Origin of the sequence: Limnospira fusiformis SAG 85.79 (assembly GCF_012516315.1) — a bacterium.
Lineage (GTDB): Bacteria > Cyanobacteriota > Cyanobacteriia > Cyanobacteriales > Microcoleaceae > Limnospira > Limnospira fusiformis.
Map to the genome: position 1 here is coordinate 3,108,087 of NZ_CP051185.1, position 18,029 is coordinate 3,126,115.

An 18,029-nucleotide genomic window follows, 5' to 3' on the forward strand; every position below is an offset into this window, starting at 1 on the left:
TCGAGCTAATTAACCCGATCAATTCTAGCCAGATCCCCCAAAGCCGGACGAGTCCCATCAAGATTATTTGTCAAAGTAATTGGCAAAACATCCGACGCACCCCAGTAATTTACCAACTGTTGTAATAACCAATCCTGGTCATCACGCAAAGCATCCAAACCCGTAGCGCGGTTAATGATAGCAAACCAGACCACACCGCGATCGCGAGTTGGGATAGCCCCCGCCAAAGCACTAACATCAAACAAAGTGCCAGTTTTGACAGCCGAATTTGGAGGAATGCGGCGATATTCCAAAGTTCCCAAATCTCGTCCCGAAACAGGTAATAAATCCGCCACAGTTAAATCTGTATCTCGCAAATGTCTATCCAAAGCGATAAACATAGCCACCGAAGCCCTAGGAGAAATTTGATTTTCATGACCCAAACCAGAACCATTAATCAGGCGAATTTCATCAACGGAAACCCCAGCAGCCTCAGCCGCCAATCGTCGCACCATCTCAGCACCGCCCAAAGTTTCAGCCAACATTTCCGAGATGGGATTATTACTGTAGATATTCATTTGTTTAATAATCTCAGCCAAACTCAGAGACCGATGGCGGATTAGGGGTTGGAGATTAGGCGGGGAGGTGACATATTGCACCGAGCCCAAAATTTGTACCTGTGGTTTTGGCAACCCCGACCCTGAACGGACATATTGAGTAGCTGCTTCTGACTCCCACAGCCGGGAATCGAGGGATTGACGGAGTAAATTACCCACCAGTTGCGGTTCCGATTCATAATTCATCGAAAAATTACCAGCGATCGTCAAATTTCCCCGCACCTGACGAATACCCAACTGATTGAGAGCATATCCCAAACTAAAAGCCTCTTCCCAGACAAAAAAGGGATTTCCTCCCCCCACAATCACCAAATCCCCTTGCAATACCCCATTTTCAATGGGACCAGTTGCGCCAATGATGGTTTCAAACTGATGGTTAACACTCCAGGTTTGCAACGCCGCCAAAGATGTAGCTATTTTAGTGATCGAAGCGGCCGATAAAGGAATATCCCCCCGATGATTAGCCACCGTAAAAGGTCCCGCCTCAATCCATACCCCCTGAGAGGCGCTGGATATGCCACGACTGGATAAACGCGCCAAATACTGTTGGACGATCGCCTCTACTGCTGGATCTGGGCGTTCAATAGAGATAATATCCGATAGGCTGCTTTCCCACATTTGCTGGGAAGTCCTATTCAATTGGTCGCGATTCATCCCAGCCATCTCCAACCATACAGACATAATCCCAGAAGTAAACACATCTAACATCGGCCGCTGTTTCCTCAAAGTCAAACAAAAATCAGATAATTATCAACACCGCAATTCTAGGATTTTCCCGGACCATTAGAATCAGTTTTCTTGAGGATAATTGTAAATGGATAAGTCCTAAACACTGCAGCCAAACCCTGCTTCAAAAGCTTTCTGGCCCTGGCCCGATGAGTGGGACTTAACGGTTGCCCCAGTGTGTCAACCACAAAAACGTAATTTTGGTAATTTGGCATTTAAGCTATCTCCCAGATGGGGTAATGTTGGCTTCGGTCATGTTAAAGGGGCTTTTTACGTCTAGCTCACTCGAGCTGACAAATCCACTCATGTCGTTCCTTAAAGATAGACGACAGAGCAACAGGCTGGCGCTCACCTGTGGGTGTCATCACCCCCTTAACGTAGGTCTAATCCTGGACCTGCATCTTGCAGACTCTGTGAGGAGTAATTTCCGCCTCCTGCCGGAAATTACCGGATTTTATGCAAGAGGATATCGCGTACTGAGACACTTAGCGCGAAACCCCTTGCTTTATGGATAAGGGTTATAACCCCGTTTTTTGGTAAAATCTTCAAGGTTTCTCTAACTTGGGTCAATGGGCTTAACTAGCGCACGAATTGCAATTGACGCGATGGGTGGAGATCATGCCCCCACAGAAGTAGTGGCGGGCGCGCTGATGGCACAGGAAAAATTTGGGGTTGATGTCATACTGGTGGGAGATCCTCAGCAGATTGAGGCATCCCTCAAAGAACACCACAGCAACTCACCATTGCCAGAAATTGTCCCCGCCGAAGGGACAATCGAAATGCACGAAGAACCATTAGGGGCGATTAAACGCAAGCCTAATGCTTCTATTAATGTTGCCATGAATTTGGTTAAACAAAAAAAAGCTGATGCGGTTGTATCTGCTGGTCACTCTGGGGCGGCGATGGCTTCGGCACTATTGCGGGTAGGACGCATTCGGGGTATTGATCGCCCCGCCATTGGTGCTGTGTTACCTACTATGGTGCGTTCTTCCCCGGTTCTGATTCTGGATGTGGGGGCTAATGTTGATTGTCGTCCTAAGTTCCTAGAACAGTTTGCTGTTATGGGAAGCATCTATAGCCAGTATGTTTTGGGTGTTGATAACCCGACTGTGGGATTACTCAATATTGGTGAAGAATCTTCTAAGGGTGATGATCTGGCGGTGCGGACTTATCAGATGCTACAAGAAAATTCTCTGATTTCTTTTGCTGGAAATGCTGAAGGACGAGATGTACTCACTGGTAAGTTTAATGTGATAGTTTGTGATGGCTTTGTGGGTAATGTACTATTGAAATTTGCCGAGGGAGTCGGAGAGGCGGTTCTCCAATTGCTGCGGGAGGAGTTATCTTCGGGACTGCGATCGCAACTGGGGGCTACTCTGCTGAAGCCTAGTTTAAAACGCTTTAAACAAAGGGTTGATCACGTTGAACATGGGGGAGCTTTACTTTTGGGTGTAGCCGGAATTTGCATTATTGGTCATGGGTCTTCTAAAGCCCCGACTATTTGTAATGCTATTCGCATGGCGCGAGATGCGGTTAATAATGAAGTGCTAGAACGCATTAATTTACAGTATCAAAAACACCAAAAACAGGCGATTGAACAAGACTCATAATCTGGCGATCGTCGGATTTGGTGATCAGCTATATGCTCTGGGGAAAATTAATAATTGATCATTGTTAATGTCAATTATCGATTTTACCCCCCCCCTGCACCCTAACCACTCACATTTTGACCCCTTTCATAGAAAATAATTAAGGATAAATGACAACCACAGGTATAGCTATTACAGGTAGTGGCGCGGCTACTCCGTCGGTTTTACTCGATAATAACCAACTTTCTCAACTGGTGGAAACCTCCGATGAGTGGATTAGTTCCCGCACAGGTATTCGTCAACGGCGCTTGGCGACTACAGAGGTAACACTTAGTCACATGGCGGCATCGGCTTGCGCAAATGCGATCGCTATGGCTGGTTTACAACCTACTGATATTGATTTAATTATTCTCGCTACTTCCACCGCTGATGATTTATTTGGTAGTGCTAGTCAAATACAAGCACAAATTGGCGCGACCAAAGCGGTGGCTTTTGACTTGACGGCGGCTTGTTCTGGCTTTGTTTTTGGCTTGGTCACTGCTAGTCAGTTTATCCGTAACGGAGTTTATAAAAATGTGCTTTTAGTGGGGGCGGATATTCTCTCCAGATGGGTTGATTGGTCGGACCGCCGCACTTGTATTTTATTTGGAGATGGCGCGGGTGCGGTGGTTTTACAAGCCAGCGATCGCGATAATTTATTGGGTTTTGAACTCAAAAGTGATGGTAGTCTCAATAGTTCCCTTAACCTGGCTTTTCAACCAGAAGCTAAGGCTTTAACTCCCGAAATTACTATCAATCAAGGTAAGTATCTACCCATTACTATGAATGGTCAAGATATCTATCGCTTTGCTGTTAAAAAAGTCCCGGAAGTGGTCGAAAAAGCTCTATTTAACTCCGGCTTAACTGCTGATGATGTCGATTGGCTTATCCTTCACCAAGCTAACCAACGGATTCTTGATGCTGTCGCTCAAAGGCTAAAAATCCCCCCCCATAAGGTGATTAGTAACCTCGCTAATTATGGTAATACTTCCGCCGCTTCTATTCCTTTGGCTCTTGATGAAGTAGTGCGATCGGGAAAAATACAATCCGGTGATATAATTGCTACAGCCGGATTTGGTGCAGGTTTAACCTGGGGTTCGGCAATCTTTAAATGGGGAAACTAATTAAAAGTTAAACCCCATTTTTTACTGTCCTATTTAGCTAAGGTTAACAAGCAAACAATAATGACTAAAACCGCATGGGTTTTTCCTGGACAAGGTTCACAGGCTGTCGGTATGGGTGCCGATTTATTTGATTCACCAGACGCACAACCTAAGTTACATCAAGCTGCTGATATCCTCGGTTGGTCTCTACCTGATTTGTGTCAGGGGGAGGCTGATAAATTGTCTCGCACTCTCTACACTCAGCCCTGTTTATATGTAGTCGAAACTCTCCTCGTTGATGCTCTCAAAAAACAAGGTCAAACTCCCGATTTAGTCGCGGGTCATAGTTTAGGAGAATATGTCGCTCTTTATGCTGCTGGAGTCTTTGATTTTGAGGCGGGTTTGCGTTTGGTTAAACATCGCGCCGAACTCATGGATAAGGCGGCGGGGGGACAAATGGCTGCTCTCATTGGCTTTAATGCTGAACAACTCAATCAACAACTAGAACAAACCGACAATGTGGTTTTGGCTAATGATAATAGTTCCGCTCAAGTCGTGATTTCAGGAACCCCAGAAGCCGTTGATAATCTCCTCAGTAAAATCAAGGTCAAACGAGCCGTTAAATTGAATGTATCGGGCGCTTTTCATTCCCCTTTAATGGCTGATGCTGCTACCCAATTTCAACAAGTTTTAGACTTAGTTCATTTTCAACAGGCTACCGTTCCGGTTTTGTCTAATGTAGACCCTACCCCCGCTACTGATGGGGAAATTCTCAAGGAACGTCTGGTTAAACAAATGACGGGTTCGGTGCGTTGGCGCGAAATTTGTTTACAACTTTCAGAACAGGGTATTCAAAAAGTGATAGAAGTCGGTCCTGGTCAAGTATTGACTGGATTAATTAAGCGGACCTGTTCCGGTTTGACCCTAGAAAATTGCGATCGCATTCCGCCATCCTAATTTCTTTAATCCTAATTGTACTGGGAGCATCCCGCTCCCTTCCCAATTAATTATCAATTACTAATTACTAATTATTAATTATTAACTCACTTTCCACCAAAGGTATGGTAAAATGGAACTGGCTGCCTTGGTTTTTCCCCAAAGAATCAGCCCAGATACGGCCTCCCCAACCCGTGACAATTTGCCTACCTATCGCCAATCCTAAACCCGTTCCCCCCACTGTGCGGCGTAGGGAACCCTCCTCCTGATAAAACCTATCAAAAACTTCCTCCAAGCGGTTAGGCTCAATTCCTCGTCCCGTATCAGCCACAGTCACCTCTAACATTCGATCGCCATTAGATTTAGCCTTAATAGTCACCTTACCCTCAGAACTGGTAAACTTGCAAGCATTATCTAACAGTTTAGTCAGCAATTCAACCAACCACTCACCATCAGCTTTAACTAACGGTAAATTATCATTAATTTCTACCTCAATTTTAGGCTTATTTTCCGCATATCTAGCACTCACACCACTAATAGCCAAATCAATACATTCTTCCAATCGCAAAGATTCCGGGTTCCAGTCCACTCTACCACTTTCTAAATGGGATAAAGTTAGAAAATCCTGCACCAATTTCCGCAGACGTTCCGCGTCAGCTTGAGCCGTTTCTAACATCACCTCTCGCATTTCCAAAGGCATATCTGGTTCCTGACTCAAAGACTCCAAACAGACCTGAATTGTAGATAAAGGAGTCCTTAATTCATGACCTGTAATGGCAATCAAATTGCTGCGAGTCCTTTCTAACGCTTCCAATTGCCGATTCAATTCCTCAAGATTTGCATGAGTTTCCGCCTGAATTAAAGCCGCAGCCAACTGAGTAGCGATCGCATCCATCAAAGACAGCTCATCATCTTCCCAACTGCGACAAACCGAATTACACTGATGCAATTCTACCATCCCCAAAAGCCGACCTTGCGACAAAATCGGCACCATCAACCAGCCGCCAATTTCCCATTTTTCAGCCAGTTTAGCCAAAATATTCTCACCCTCATCTATCCCATAATCCACCTCCCCCGGTTCCCCCAAATACACATAACGTTGTTGTTGTAGAACCTGTATAAATAAAGGGTTATTTTCCAGCCACCAAGTCTCCCCCCGTAAAGATTTAACCTTTGTTCCCTCCGGTTGTTCAGGGCACGATCGCAGATATTCATGTTCAATAACAACACTTTTATCAGTAGACTTACACCGATAAATTAAACATCGATGAGCCTGCATTGCTTCCCCAAATTCACGAGTAGCAATTTCCAGAACTTCTTCCGGGTCAAGAGATTGACGAATAGCCGCTGTGATGGAATTAACCAATCGCTCCTTCCACTCCTGAACCGCCAAAGAACGATAAACCCGCAGTAACTTATGTTGACCTGCTTGTAAATAAGTTACCAAACGATGAGCAAACGGATCATTTAGTGGCGAGTCTAGCTCAACTTCCTCCTTCGGATTGTGCCGAGATTTGCGAGTTGTGGATTTCCCTTTTTTATCCAGCTTTTTCGGTAAATTAAAGCTATTAACAGCCTCTTCAATTTTGCCTTGTATTTCCGGTCGATAATACTTAACTCTTCCTAGTAAAAGGATCGCGACTTGGGAACAAATCTGACGATGAGAAGTCCATACACCCTCAAAGGGACGCGCTTGGTCCATCGTCAACTGTTCTGACATCTCGGAATTTTCCGCTAAATCCTCACGTTCAATACAAACCAGACAGCTTGCATAATTCTCCCCTAACACCACTAAATTCCATTCCTTACTCAATATATCTTCCGGTGGAAAAGCCACAGTTTCATAAGCATCAGAAGCATTTTTAAACTCAGTTTCTGGTGCAGCCATCACATAAACTTGAGACGTTAAAGCAGCAATTCGCCGATATCTATGTGCTTCCTGACGATAAAACCTTTCTCGCTGAAATGTAGCAATCACCAACGGAGAATCTGACCCCGCCAACACCTGATCTTCCATAGCATGAGAGAGAGCAATTAGGGAAGATTTAAAGTATATTTGAGGTCTAATCTGTGGTTGACACTGCACCAATTCTGCTAGAATTGACATGGAAATGCTCATATATTTTTCCCCCGCAGATTTTCTTCCCAGGAAATTGTATAAAAGCGATCGCCATAATGGTCACAGGGGTAAACTGGGGGAATATGTACTGATTCTGAACGCGCCAACAACAGCCAATGACCACTTTCCGTCACATAGCCAATTTCTACAATATAGTCGCGATCGCTCATCGGTACCGGAATATACCATTCCTGCGTTAACTCATCGCACTCATATTGTTTCATACTGTGGGGACGCTGCTTATCCATATCGATCCAGGTGACATCGTAAACCCGCAGCGCCAGTTGTTTACCTCCTTTTTGTCGCAAGGGTTCTCGATACTCATTACCAATATCCCAATAAGCATAAGCCCAACTGGGATCTCGTGGCAACAACACGATACATTTCTGATTATAGCCACCCGGTAAATCCGGGAGTCCTTCATCTACATCCAAACCTATAATTTCGCCATCATCCTGTTGACCTACATTGAATTTTTTCGATTCCACATCTAACTGACTGCGATCGTCTCCTCCTCCCACTACCCATGCTTGACCACCTGTTAGCGTTGCTTGCTTCAAATTCTCATCCGCCTCTCCATCCCTTTCCGACACCTCATCGGAGGAATCTCCTAACTCAATTTCCGCTACCTCAGAAACCTCCTGAGTTTCCGCATCTTCCACAACTTCTAATTCCGAGACCCTTTCCGAATCCGAATCCCCAATATCTGCTACCTGGTAACCCTCCTGACTCTCCTGAGTTTCCGCATCTTCCACCACCTCTGATTCCGAGACCCTTTCCGAATCCGAATCCCCAATATCTGCTACCTGGTAACTCTCCTGACTCTCCTGAGTTTCCGCATCTTCCACCACCTCTGATTCCGAGACCCTTTCCGAATCCGAATCCCCAATATCTGCTACCTGGTAACTCTCCTCACTCTCCTGAGTTTCCGCATCTTCCACAACTTCTAATTCCGAGACCCTTTCCGAATCCGAATCCCCAATATCTGCTACCTGGTAACTCTCCTCACTCTCCTGAGTTTCCGCATCTTCCACCACCTCGGATTGGGAGATAACTTCCTCCAACTCAATATCTGCTACCTGGTAACTCTCCTCACTCTCCTGAGTTTCCGCATCTTCCACCACCTCTAATTCCGAGACCCTTTCTGAATCCGAATCCCCAATATCTGGTACCTGGTAACTCTCCTCACTCTCCTGAGTTTCCGCATCTTCCACCACCTCTGATTCCGAGACCCTTTCCGAATCCGAATCCCCAATATCTGCTACCTGGTAACTCTCCTCACTCTCCTGAGTTTCCGCATCTTCCACAACTTCTAATTCCGAGACCCTTTCCGAATCCGAATCCCCAATATCTGCTACCTGGTAACTCTCCTCACTCTCCTGAGTTTCCGCATCTTCCACAACTTCTAATTCCGAGACCCTTTCCGAATCCGAATCCCCAATATCTGCTACCTGGTAACTCTCCTCAGTTTCCACATCTTCCACCACCTCGGATTGGGAGATAACTTCCTCCAACTCAATATCTGCTACCTGGTAACTCTCCTCCACTCTCCTGTTCGCATCTTCCACCACCTCTGATTCCCCTTTCATCCGAATCCATATCGGACCTTAACTCTCCTCACTCTCCTGAGTTTCCGCATCTTCCACCACCTCTGATTCCGAGACCCTTTCCGAATCCGAATCCCCAATATCTGCTACCTGGTAACTCTCCTCACTCTCCTGAGTTTCCGCATCTTCCACCACCTCTGATTCCGAGACCCTTTCCGAATCCGAATCCCCAATATCTGCTACCTGGTAACTCTCCTCACTCTCCTGAGTTTCCGCATCTTCCACCACCTCTGAATTCCGAGACCCTTTCCGAATCCGAATCCCCAATATCTGCTACCTGGTAACTCTCCTCACTCTCCTGAGTTTCCGCATCTTCCACAACTTCTAATTCCGAGACCCTTTCCGAATCCGAATCCCCAATATCTGCTACCTGGTAACTCTCCTCAGTTTCCACATCTTCCACCACCTCTGATTCGGGAGATAACCCTTCCGTCCGAACTCAATATCTGCTACCTGGTAACTCTCCTCACTCTCCTGAGTTTCCGCATCTTCCACCACCTCTGAATTCCGAGACCCTTTCCGGATCCGAATCCCCAATATCTGCTACCTGGTAACTCTCCTCACTCTCCTGAGTTTCCGCATCTTCCACCACTTCTAATTCCGAGACCCTTTCCGAATCCGAATCCCCAATATCTGCTACCTGGTAACTCTCCTCCTGAGTTTCCACATCTTCCACCACCTCGGATTGGGAGATACTTCCTCCAACTCCCCAATATCTGCTACCTGGTAACTCTCCTCACTCTCCTGAGTTTCCGCATCTTCCACCACCTCTGATTCCGAGACCCTTTCCGAATCCGAATCCCCAATATCTGCTACCTGGTAACTCTCCTCAGTTTCCACATCTTCCACCACCTCGGATTGGGAGATAACTTCCTCCAACTCAATATCTGCTACCTGGTAACTCTCCTCACTCTCCTGAGTTTCCGCATCTTCCACCACCTCTGATTCCGAGACCCTTTCCGAATCCGAATCCCCAATATCTGCTACCTGGTAACTCTCCTCACTCTCCTGAGTTTCCGCATCTTCCACCACAACTTCTAATTCCGAGACCCTTTCCGAATCCGAATCCCCAATATCTGCTACCTGGTAACTCTCCTCTTTCCAATCTTCCACCACCTCTGGATTGGGAGACCCTTTCCTCCGAATCCTCAATATCTGCTACCTGGTAACTCTCCTCACTCTCCTGAGTTTCCGCATCTTCCACCACCTCTGATTCCGAGACCCTTTCCGAATCCGAATCCCCAATATCTGCTACCTGGTCCAACTCTCTCAACTCTCCTGAGTTTCCACATCTTCCACCACCTCTGATTCGGAGATCACTTTCATCCGAATCCCCAATATCTGCACTACCTCTTCCTCGGTAACTCTCCTCACTCTCCTGAGTTTCCGCATCTTCCACCACCTCTGATTCCGAGACCCTTTCCGAATCCGAATCCCCAATATCTGCTACCTGGTAACTCCTCTCCTCAGTTTCCACATCTTCCACCACCTCGGATTGGGAGAGAACTTTCATCCAACTCCAATATCTGGCTACCTGGTAACTCTCCTCACTCTCCTGAGTTTCCGCATCTTCCACCACCTCTGATTCCGAGACCCTTTCCGAATCCGAATCCCCAATATCTGCTACCTGGTAACTCTCCTCACTCTCCTGAGTTTCCGCATCTTCCACCACTTCTAATTCCGAGACCCTTTCTGAATCCGAATCCCCAATATCTGCTACCTGGTAACTCTCCTCACTCTCCTGAGTTTCCGCATCTTCCACCACCTCTGATTCCGAGACCCTTTCCGAATCCGAATCCCCAATATCTGCTACCTGGTAACTCTCCTCAGTTTCCACATCTTCCACCACCTCGGATTGGGAGATAACTTCCTCCAACTCAATATCTGCTACCTGGTAACTCTCCTCACTCTCCTGAGTTTCCGCATCTTCCACCACCTCTGATTCCGAGACCCTTTCCGAATCCGAATCCCCAATATCTACTACCTGGTAACTCTCCTCAGTTTCCACATCTTCCACCACCTCGGATTGGGAGATAACTTCCTCCAACTCAATATCTGCTACCTGGTAACTCTCCTCACTCTCCTCACTCTCCTGAGTTTCCGCATCTTCCACCACCTCTAATTCCGAGACCCTTTCTGAATCCGAATCCCCAATATCTGGTACCTGGTAACTCTCCTCACTCTCCTGAGTTTCCGCATCTTCCACCACCTCTGATTCCGAGACCCTTTCTGAGTCGGAATCCCCAATATCTGCTACCTGGTAACTCTCCTCACTCTCCTGAGTTTCCGCATCTTCCACCACCTCTGATTCCGAGACCCTTTCCGAATCCGAATCCCCAATATCTACTACCTGGTAACTCTCCCTCCTGAGTTTCCACATCTTCCACCACCTCTGATTCCGAGACCCTTTCCGAATCCGAATCCCCAATATCTACTACCTGGTAACTCTCCTCAGTTTCCACATCTTCCACCACCTCTGGATTGGGAGATAACTTCCTCCAATCTCACCCCAATATCTGCCTACCTGGTAACTCTCCTCACCCCCTGAGTTTCCACATCTTCCACCACTCCGCACCCCAACTGGTAACTCTCCTCACTCTCCTGAGTTTCCGCATCTTCCACCACCTCTGATTCCGAGACCCTTTCTGAGTCGGAATCCCCAATATCTGCTACCTGGTAACTCTCCTGACTCTCCTGAGTTTCCGCATCTTCCACCACCTCTGATTCCGAGACCCTTTCCGAATCCGAATCCCCAATATCTGCTACCTGGTAACTCTCCTCAGTTTCCACATCTTCCACCACCTCTGATTCCGAGACCCTTTCCGAATCCGAATCCCCAATATCTGCTACCTGGTAACTCTCCTCAGTTTCCACATCTTCCACCACCTCGGATTGGGAGATAACTTCCTCCAACTCATCCCCAATATCTGCTACCTGGTAACTCTCCTCAGTTTCCACATCTTCCACCACCTCGGATTGGGAGACAGTTTCTGAGACTGTTTGGAAATCGAAAGTTTTGGCTGATAGTTCTGGAGAAATAAGCGTTGATGTTTCTTCAGGTTTAGTATCAGAGGATATAGAAGTTTTTGCCGATTCATGTAATGCTAGCGTTGTAGATGTATCCTTTGACATCTGCGATAAGGTTGTCGATGCTAAATCCGGGGTTGGTTCAGGTTGAAGGGATTGTCCTAAACCCTCAGTTTTAGCCTGTGCTGACCTCAAATAGCGATCGCGCTTTCTCCAGAGCAGAAAAGCAATTAAGACAGCAATAGATAATAGTATTAATAACCACAGGAGAAACTGTCCCGACGATGAAGCAGCCACCAATCCTGCGGGGTCAGTCCTACTAGGTGCTGATTCTACAGACCTTCCCTCTGAACTCTCCGATAAAGGTTCAGCCTGAGATAAAACCACTTCATTGGTCGCCAACCCAGTCGAGGTCAAAGCCGTTCTCGAACGATTTGGGTATAATTGAGCAGAGACCAACCTAGAAGTCGCCAAAGACTTAGGAGCGAGATCAAGGATACAGACCAACGCCAAGGTAGCAATTGATGTTTTTCTTTTATATGACATAAGTGGCAGACCCACAATCGGGATGTTCCAGTCAGCATTACACAGAGCCTGCTCGCATTTTATCATAACAATGTCGCCCCATTTACCAAAGATCCTGGGTCTAAAGCCCCGTCCTAGAAGGACGGCTTTTTATGTTATACTATTTTGTTTGTGCGAGACGTTTAGGAGTGAAATAGGGCTGCAATGCCTGAAATAACTTCCTAGTGGGACTTTCACCCCTTGGTGAAATATAAGGGACTCGTACCCTGACCATCCCATAACTGTTTATATGTCCCAACGCTTGGAGAAATCTAAGCAAGGCAGGGAACTCAAGGTCAATCCCATTTTAAGAAATCGCAATATACCGTCCAAGTATACCTAGGAGGAGTATTAAACCCACTTGGGGCGATTATGGGATAGAGTAACGGCGATAGCCACCCCCAATTTGAGGATTCACACTCCTAGGGTTGAAGCGGGGAACGGAAGGCGTAATAGGGGAACCTACCTCTCACTCGACCACTGCCAACCATCCATGACTAAGGAAATCTGAATGTTCCGACTTGAACCATCGTCAATAGTAAGTAGCGAAATAGGTTGATACGCTGCACTCAAAAGAGTAAGGAGAAAAGTAGGAGTCTGAGCACGCTACCTACACAGACCTTTTTAAGTAACCCGGTGGATAGGACAAGTCTAAAGATGGAATGCCCGTATAAACGGAACGTTTAAACCCCTTTTAGGCTCTCAGTAGTGTTGTGTCTATTGAGTAGTCAAAAGTGTAAGCGTATACCTTTAAGGGGAAAGGATGTGACTGAAAGCTAATGCCTAACTGTAATGGTTAGGATATGCCCACTAGTCACGGTGTGGATATAGAGACTGCGGTAAGTAGGAGTCCTACGGCGAAAGCGAGTTTAAAGACTACGTATGTCATATAGCTCTGAAAGTTGAAGTCATAAAGCGGGGGGTTGTAGTCCCGTTCCTACTGACAATAGGGTATTCACATTAGGAGCCGTGTGATGTGAAAGTATCAAGCACGGTTTGGAATTGGAGTTGGCGAAGGTGACTTCCCTTTCGACCATAACATAGCAGTCCGGCGAGTGACCCAAGATAATCAAGGCAAGAAAACAGCCGGTGTTGATGGAATGAGAGCAATCTCTCCAAGACAAAGGTTTGAAATTGTCAAGAGCATCAAGGGAAATCTCAAAGCAAAACCACTGCGACGGGTGTGGATACCAAAACCTGGAAGGGATGAAAAAAGCGGGAATGGGAATACCCACAATCCAAGACAGAGCAAGGCAAGCCTTGGTTAAGTCGGCTCTCGAACCTGAATGGGAATCGAGATTTGAAGGCACAAGCTACGGGTTCCGTCCCGGACGGTCAACCCACGACGCAATAGCACGAATTTACCTAAGCATCCGCAAAGGTGAATACTATGTACTAGATGCTGATATAGCGTGCGAGACGTTTAGGAGTGAAATAGGGCTGCAATGCTCGAAATAACCTCCTAGAGGGGAATCAACTGATTCAACCCAGTTACCCCTTAACTGTTTATATGTTCCAACGCTCGAGCAGAGGAGCAAGGCAGGAAACTCAAGGTCAATCCCATTTTAAGAAATCGCAAAATACCGTCCAAATATACCTAGGAGGAGTATTAAACCACTTGGTGCGATTATGGGATAGAGTAACGGCGATAGCCACCCCCAATTTGAGGATTCACACTCCTAGGGTTGAAGCAGGGAACGGAAGGCGTAATAGGGGAACCTACCTCTCACTCGACCACTGCCAACCATCCATGATTAAGGAGACTGAATGTCCGGCTTGAACCATCGTAAGAATTGAGTAGCGAAACAGGTTGATACGCTGCGCTCAAAAGAGCAAGGGAAAAAGTAGGTGGCTATTCTAACTACCTACACAGACCTTTAAAGTACCCCGGTGGACAGGACAAATCTAAAGATGAAATGCCCATATAAACGGAACGTTATAACCCCTTTCAGGCTCTGACAATCTGGTCGAGGTAGTCAGTAGTGATAAGTGTAAGCGCAAGGTGCGAGACGTTCGGGTATGAAATAGGGCTGAAATGCCCGAAATAACTACCCGGTGAGGATTCCAGCTCCGAATCTGGATATAAGGAGACCTCTCCTGACCATCCTCATAACTGGTTATATGTCCCGACGCTTAGGGAACTAAGCAAGGCAGGGAACTCAAGGTCATAAACGAACTGAGAAATCAGGGAGTAGAGAGTAACGGCGATAGCCACCCCCAGTTTTGGAAATCATAACTCCAGGATTGAAGCGGGGAACGGAAGGCGTGAGGTAGAACCTACTACCAAGACGCGACCACTGCCAACCATCTATGATTAGGAAGACCGAATGTCCGACTTGAACCATCGTAATACACTAGCAGCGAAATAGGTTGACACGCTGCGCTCAAAAGGGCAAGGGGAAAAGTAGGGGGTTCGTGCGACTACCTACACAGACCTTTAAAAGTACCCCGGTTCTGAGGACAAATCTAACGATGGAATGCCCATATAATCGGAACGTTGTAACCCCTCTAATGCTCTGCCTATAAACCAGTGAGTAATGCTATTCACAAGGCAGTAGTGAAAAATGTAAGCGCATGGTGCGAGACGTTCGGGTATGAAATAGGGCTGAAATGCCCGAAATAACTACCCGGTGAGGATTCCAGCTCCGAATCTGGATATAAGGAGACCTCTCCTGACCATCCTCATAACTGGTTATATGTCCCGACGCTTAGGGAACTAAGCAAGGCAGGGAACTCAAGGTCATAAACGAACTGAGAAATCAGGGAGTAGAGAGTAACGGCGATAGCCACCCCCAGTTTTGGAAATCATAACTCCAGGATTGAAGCGGGGAACGGAAGGCGTGAGGTAGAACCTACTACCAAGACGCGACCACTGCCAACCATCTATGATTAGGAAGACCGAATGTCCGACTTGAACCATCGTAATACACTAGCAGCGAAATAGGTTGACACGCTGCGCTCAAAAGGGCAAGGGGAAAAGTAGGGGGTTCGTGCGACTACCTACACAGACCTTTAAAAGTACCCCGGCGGAGAGGACAAATCTAACGATGGAATGCCCATATAATCGGAACGTTGTAACCCCTCTAATGCTCTGCCTATAAACCAGTGAGTAATGCTATTCACAAGGCAGTAGTGAAAAATGTAAGCGCATGGTGCGAGACGTTCGGGTATGAAATAGGGCTGAAATGCCCGAAATAACTACCCGGTGAGGATTCCAGCTCCGAATCTGGATATAAGGAGACCTCTCCTGACCATCCTCATAACTGGTTATATGTCCCGACGCTTAGGGAACTAAGCAAGGCAGGGAACTCAAGGTCATAAACGAACTGAGAAATCAGGGAGTAGAGAGTAACGGCGATAGCCACCCCCAGTTTTGGAAATCATAACTCCAGGATTGAAGCGGGGAACGGAAGGCGTGAGGTAGAACCTACTACCAAGACGCGACCACTGCCAACCATCTATGATTAGCAAGACCGAATGTCCGACTTGAACCATCGTAATACACTAGCAGCGAAATAGGTTGACACGCTGCGCTCAAAAGGGCAAGGGGAAAAGTAGGGGGTTCGTGCGACTACCTACACAGACCTTTAAAAGTACCCCGGCGGAGAGGACAAATCTAACGATGGAATGCCCATATAATCGGAACGTTGTAACCCCTCTAATGCTCTGCCTATAAACCAGTGAGTAATGCTATTCACAAGGCAGTAGTGAAAAATGTAAGCGCATGCTTAGAGGGTGAAGGATGTGACCAGAAGCTAAAGCCCAATTGTCATGGTTGGGATATGCCCACAGGTCACGGTGGGGATATAGATACTGCGGTCAGTAAGAGTATAATGGCGAGGACGAGTTTAAAGACTACGTGGTGCATATAGCTCTGAACATCGAAGTAGAAAGCAGGTCTCTTGATTCTGCTCCTTTGACAAATAGGGTATCCACACCAGGAGCCGTGTGATGGGAAACTATCAAGCACGGTTCTGAATGGGAGAGGGTGAAGGTGACTTCACTCTCGACCCCTAACCTTAGAGGGTGAAGGATGTGACCAGAAGCTAAAGCCCAATTGTCATGGTTGGGATATGCCCACAGGTCACGGTGGGGATATAGATACTGCGATAAGTAAGAGTGCTTATGACGTGAGCGAGTTTAAAGACTACGTGGTGCATATAGCTCTGAACATCGAAGTAGAAAGCAGGTCTCTTGATTCTGCTCCTTTGACAAATAGGGTATCCACACCAGGAGCCGTGTGATGGGAAACTATCAAGCACGGTTCTGAATGGGAGAGGGTGAAGGTGACTTCACTCTCGACCCCTAACCCTATAAGGGGAAAGGATGTGACTGAAAGCCAATGCCTAACTGTAATGGTTGGGATATGCCCACTAGTCACGGTGTGGATATAGAGACTGCGATAAGTAAGAGTGCTTATGACGTGAGCGAGTTTAAAGACTACGTGGTGTATATAGCTCCCAAAGTTGAAGTCACAAAGCAGGGGGTTGTAGCCCTGTTCCTAATGACAAATAGGGTGTCCACATCAGGAGCCGTGTGATGCGAAAGTATCAAGCACGGTTTTGAATGGGAGTTGGGGAAGGCGACTTCCATTTCGACCCCTACCGAAATGCTTTGACCGAATAAACCATGATTACCTACTATCCAAAATTCATTGTCCAAGCAGCCTGAAGAGAGACCTGAAACAATGGCTCAAAGCGGGTGTGCTAGATAACGGTGTATTTGAGGATACAGATGCAGGGACACCCCAAGGAGGGGTAATAAGTCCAATACTCGCCAACATCGCACTGGATGGCATGGTTAGGTTCATAGAAAAACTGTACCCTCAGAAAACAGACAATCGCCCTTATGCGACGGTCATAAGATATGCCGATGATTTTGTGGTTATCTCAAAAGACCTAGAAATCATTGAACAGTGCAAAACTGCTATCTCCGAATGGTTAAAACCTGTGGGACTAGAAATAAAACCCGAAAAAACTCGAATTTGTCACACACTCAAATCCATTGAGTATAATGGCAAGACTGAAGAACCTGGGTTTGATTTTATAGGATTCAATATCAGGCAATACCCAACAGGAAAATATAAGTCTGGGAAAACAGGTGGGGTAGCAAACCGATTAATCGGTCACAAGACCCACATTAAACCCAGTAAAAAGGCAGTTAAAGCCCATACTGAAGCGATAAAAGGTGTAATTGAAAAACATAAAACAGCACCTCAATCAGCCCTGATTAGCAAACTAAACCCAATCATAAGGGGATGGTCAAACTACTACTCAGGGGTAGTTTCAACAAAAACCTTCAATAAACTGGATAGCATAGTCTGGGTAATGTTACGGGCATGGACAGCATCAAGATGCGGAGAGGCAAGCCACGAAAAGCTAGGAAACTACTTCCATAAGGGAACGGTTAAACTTAGCAATGGGAAAGAAAAGCATGAATCTTGGTTATTCAAGACTAAGGATGGATATCAATTATGGAAACATAATTGGACTCCGATTGTTAGACATACCCTAGTGCGCCCTGACGCAACACCATATGATGGTAATTGGACTTACTGGGCAACCAGAAAAGGACAAGCAATCGACACGCCAAATAATGTAGCCAAACTACTCAAAAAGCAAAAAGGTAGGTGCGCCTGGTGTGGGCAATACTTTACCCCATCAGACATAATTGAAGTAGACCACATTGTACCTCGAAGCCTAGGCGGAAAGGATGTATAGCAT

16 protein-coding genes and 2 pseudogenes are annotated in these 18,029 nt (G+C 46.5%); 5 read left to right on the plus strand and 13 right to left on the minus strand.

What is annotated here, in order from left to right:
* Window positions 1–5: 5 nt before the first annotated feature.
* Together HFV01_RS14520 and HFV01_RS14525 are read right to left on the minus strand one after the other, a co-directional pair.
* A complete protein-coding gene (locus HFV01_RS14520) occupies window positions 6–1,304 on the minus strand; it encodes a D-alanyl-D-alanine carboxypeptidase (RefSeq protein ID WP_006625921.1) in 1,299 nt (432 codons plus the stop codon).
* 56 nt (window positions 1,305–1,360) lie between these two features.
* Entirely contained in the window at window positions 1,361–1,537 is a 177-nt protein-coding gene (locus HFV01_RS14525; protein ID WP_006617505.1) for an RRXRR domain-containing protein, read from the minus strand.
* A gap of 354 nt (window positions 1,538–1,891) precedes the next feature.
* On the opposite strand from HFV01_RS14525, the gene plsX reads away from it, so the two are divergent.
* The 3 genes from plsX to fabD all read left to right on the plus strand — a co-directional run bounded on the left by plsX (window position 1,892) and on the right by fabD (window position 5,010).
* Complete coding sequence (gene plsX, locus HFV01_RS14530; protein ID WP_008050530.1) at window positions 1,892–2,932, plus strand: phosphate acyltransferase PlsX; 1,041 nt, start codon at window positions 1,892–1,894, stop codon at window positions 2,930–2,932.
* A 149-nt stretch (window positions 2,933–3,081) separates the two neighbouring features.
* Complete coding sequence (locus tag HFV01_RS14535) at window positions 3,082–4,074, plus strand: beta-ketoacyl-ACP synthase III (protein ID WP_008050529.1); 993 nt, start codon at window positions 3,082–3,084, stop codon at window positions 4,072–4,074.
* A 60-nt stretch (window positions 4,075–4,134) separates the two neighbouring features.
* Window positions 4,135–5,010, plus strand: a complete 876-nt coding sequence (gene fabD, locus HFV01_RS14540; RefSeq protein WP_006625926.1) for an ACP S-malonyltransferase — start codon at window positions 4,135–4,137, stop codon at window positions 5,008–5,010.
* A 67-nt stretch (window positions 5,011–5,077) separates the two neighbouring features.
* Here the strand turns inward: fabD and HFV01_RS14545 are convergent, their stop codons facing one another.
* The 8 genes from HFV01_RS14545 to HFV01_RS14580 form a co-directional block, all read right to left on the minus strand.
* Window positions 5,078–7,108 carry a DICT sensory domain-containing protein gene (locus HFV01_RS14545; RefSeq protein ID WP_006625927.1) on the minus strand — a complete coding sequence of 677 codons (2,031 nt, stop codon included), beginning with the start codon at window positions 7,106–7,108 and terminating at the stop codon, window positions 5,078–5,080.
* Window positions 7,105–8,697 (minus strand): DUF4912 domain-containing protein, encoded by a 1,593-nt coding sequence (locus HFV01_RS30745; protein ID WP_318286266.1) that lies wholly within the window; start codon window positions 8,695–8,697, stop codon window positions 7,105–7,107. Before HFV01_RS30745 ends, HFV01_RS14545 begins: the two co-directional genes overlap by 4 nt.
* A gap of 18 nt (window positions 8,698–8,715) precedes the next feature.
* Complete coding sequence (locus tag HFV01_RS14555; RefSeq protein ID WP_193521237.1) at window positions 8,716–8,940, minus strand: hypothetical protein; 225 nt, start codon at window positions 8,938–8,940, stop codon at window positions 8,716–8,718.
* Complete coding sequence (locus tag HFV01_RS14560) at window positions 8,912–9,121, minus strand: hypothetical protein (RefSeq protein ID WP_193521238.1); 210 nt, start codon at window positions 9,119–9,121, stop codon at window positions 8,912–8,914. The genes HFV01_RS14555 and HFV01_RS14560 overlap by 29 nt, the downstream gene beginning before the upstream one ends.
* Before the next feature lie 60 nt (window positions 9,122–9,181).
* Window positions 9,182–9,382 carry a hypothetical protein gene (locus tag HFV01_RS14565; RefSeq protein WP_193521239.1) on the minus strand — a complete coding sequence of 67 codons (201 nt, stop codon included), beginning with the start codon at window positions 9,380–9,382 and terminating at the stop codon, window positions 9,182–9,184.
* Window positions 9,352–9,747 carry a hypothetical protein gene (locus HFV01_RS14570; protein ID WP_193521240.1) on the minus strand — a complete coding sequence of 132 codons (396 nt, stop codon included), beginning with the start codon at window positions 9,745–9,747 and terminating at the stop codon, window positions 9,352–9,354. Before HFV01_RS14570 ends, HFV01_RS14565 begins: the two co-directional genes overlap by 31 nt.
* Window positions 9,716–11,095 (minus strand): midas domain-containing protein, encoded by a 1,380-nt coding sequence (locus tag HFV01_RS14575; RefSeq protein ID WP_193521241.1) that lies wholly within the window; start codon window positions 11,093–11,095, stop codon window positions 9,716–9,718. The genes HFV01_RS14570 and HFV01_RS14575 overlap by 32 nt, the downstream gene beginning before the upstream one ends.
* Window positions 11,096–11,235: 140 nt before the next feature.
* Entirely contained in the window at window positions 11,236–12,288 is a 1,053-nt protein-coding gene (locus HFV01_RS14580) for a hypothetical protein (protein ID WP_193521242.1), read from the minus strand.
* A 1,058-nt stretch (window positions 12,289–13,346) separates the two neighbouring features.
* On the opposite strand from HFV01_RS14580, the pseudogene HFV01_RS32330 reads away from it, so the two are divergent.
* Window positions 13,347–13,719, plus strand: a pseudogene (locus HFV01_RS32330) (reverse transcriptase N-terminal domain-containing protein); the annotation flags it as partial.
* A 752-nt stretch (window positions 13,720–14,471) separates the two neighbouring features.
* On the opposite strand, the gene HFV01_RS14595 reads toward HFV01_RS32330, so the two are convergent.
* The 3 genes from HFV01_RS14595 to HFV01_RS14605 form a co-directional block, all read right to left on the minus strand.
* The gene (locus tag HFV01_RS14595; RefSeq protein WP_008050473.1) at window positions 14,472–14,651 is read right to left on the minus strand and encodes a hypothetical protein; all 180 of its coding nucleotides are present in this window, start codon (window positions 14,649–14,651) and stop codon (window positions 14,472–14,474) included.
* Between the two features lie 395 nt (window positions 14,652–15,046).
* On the minus strand, window positions 15,047–15,226 hold the full coding sequence (locus tag HFV01_RS14600) for a hypothetical protein (protein WP_008050473.1): 180 nt from the start codon (window positions 15,224–15,226) through the stop codon (window positions 15,047–15,049).
* Window positions 15,227–15,621: 395 nt separating this feature from the next.
* Window positions 15,622–15,801, minus strand: a complete 180-nt coding sequence (locus HFV01_RS14605; RefSeq protein ID WP_006625930.1) for a hypothetical protein — start codon at window positions 15,799–15,801, stop codon at window positions 15,622–15,624.
* Window positions 15,802–16,907: 1,106 nt separating this feature from the next.
* Between HFV01_RS14605 and HFV01_RS14610 the strand changes: the two are divergent.
* Window positions 16,908–18,020 (plus strand): annotated as a pseudogene (locus tag HFV01_RS14610) (group II intron reverse transcriptase); the annotation flags it as partial.
* Window positions 18,021–18,029: the final 9 nt, after the last annotated feature.

What these genes read in the sequence shown, in the direction of transcription:
- HFV01_RS14520 (WP_006625921.1), bottom strand. Translation starts at nt 1,304, where the DNA reads ATGTTAGATGTGTTTACTTCTGGGATTATGTCTGTATGGTTGGAGATG.
- HFV01_RS14525 (WP_006617505.1), bottom strand. Translation starts at nt 1,537, where the DNA reads ATGCCAAATTACCAAAATTACGTTTTTGTGGTTGACACACTGGGGCAA.
- plsX (WP_008050530.1), top strand. Translation starts at nt 1,892, where the DNA reads ATGGGCTTAACTAGCGCACGAATTGCAATTGACGCGATGGGTGGAGAT.
- HFV01_RS14535 (WP_008050529.1), top strand. Translation starts at nt 3,082, where the DNA reads ATGACAACCACAGGTATAGCTATTACAGGTAGTGGCGCGGCTACTCCG.
- fabD (WP_006625926.1), top strand. Translation starts at nt 4,135, where the DNA reads ATGACTAAAACCGCATGGGTTTTTCCTGGACAAGGTTCACAGGCTGTC.
- HFV01_RS14545 (WP_006625927.1), bottom strand. Translation starts at nt 7,108, where the DNA reads ATGAGCATTTCCATGTCAATTCTAGCAGAATTGGTGCAGTGTCAACCA.
- HFV01_RS30745 (WP_318286266.1), bottom strand. Translation starts at nt 8,697, where the DNA reads ATGAAAGGGGAATCAGAGGTGGTGGAAGATGCGAACAGGAGAGTGGAG.
- HFV01_RS14575 (WP_193521241.1), bottom strand. Translation starts at nt 11,095, where the DNA reads ATGTGGAAACTCAGGAGGGAGAGTTACCAGGTAGTAGATATTGGGGAT.
- HFV01_RS14580 (WP_193521242.1), bottom strand. Translation starts at nt 12,288, where the DNA reads ATGTCATATAAAAGAAAAACATCAATTGCTACCTTGGCGTTGGTCTGT.
- HFV01_RS14595 (WP_008050473.1), bottom strand. Translation starts at nt 14,651, where the DNA reads ATGGTTCAAGTCGGACATTCGGTCTTCCTAATCATAGATGGTTGGCAG.
- HFV01_RS14600 (WP_008050473.1), bottom strand. Translation starts at nt 15,226, where the DNA reads ATGGTTCAAGTCGGACATTCGGTCTTCCTAATCATAGATGGTTGGCAG.
- HFV01_RS14605 (WP_006625930.1), bottom strand. Translation starts at nt 15,801, where the DNA reads ATGGTTCAAGTCGGACATTCGGTCTTGCTAATCATAGATGGTTGGCAG.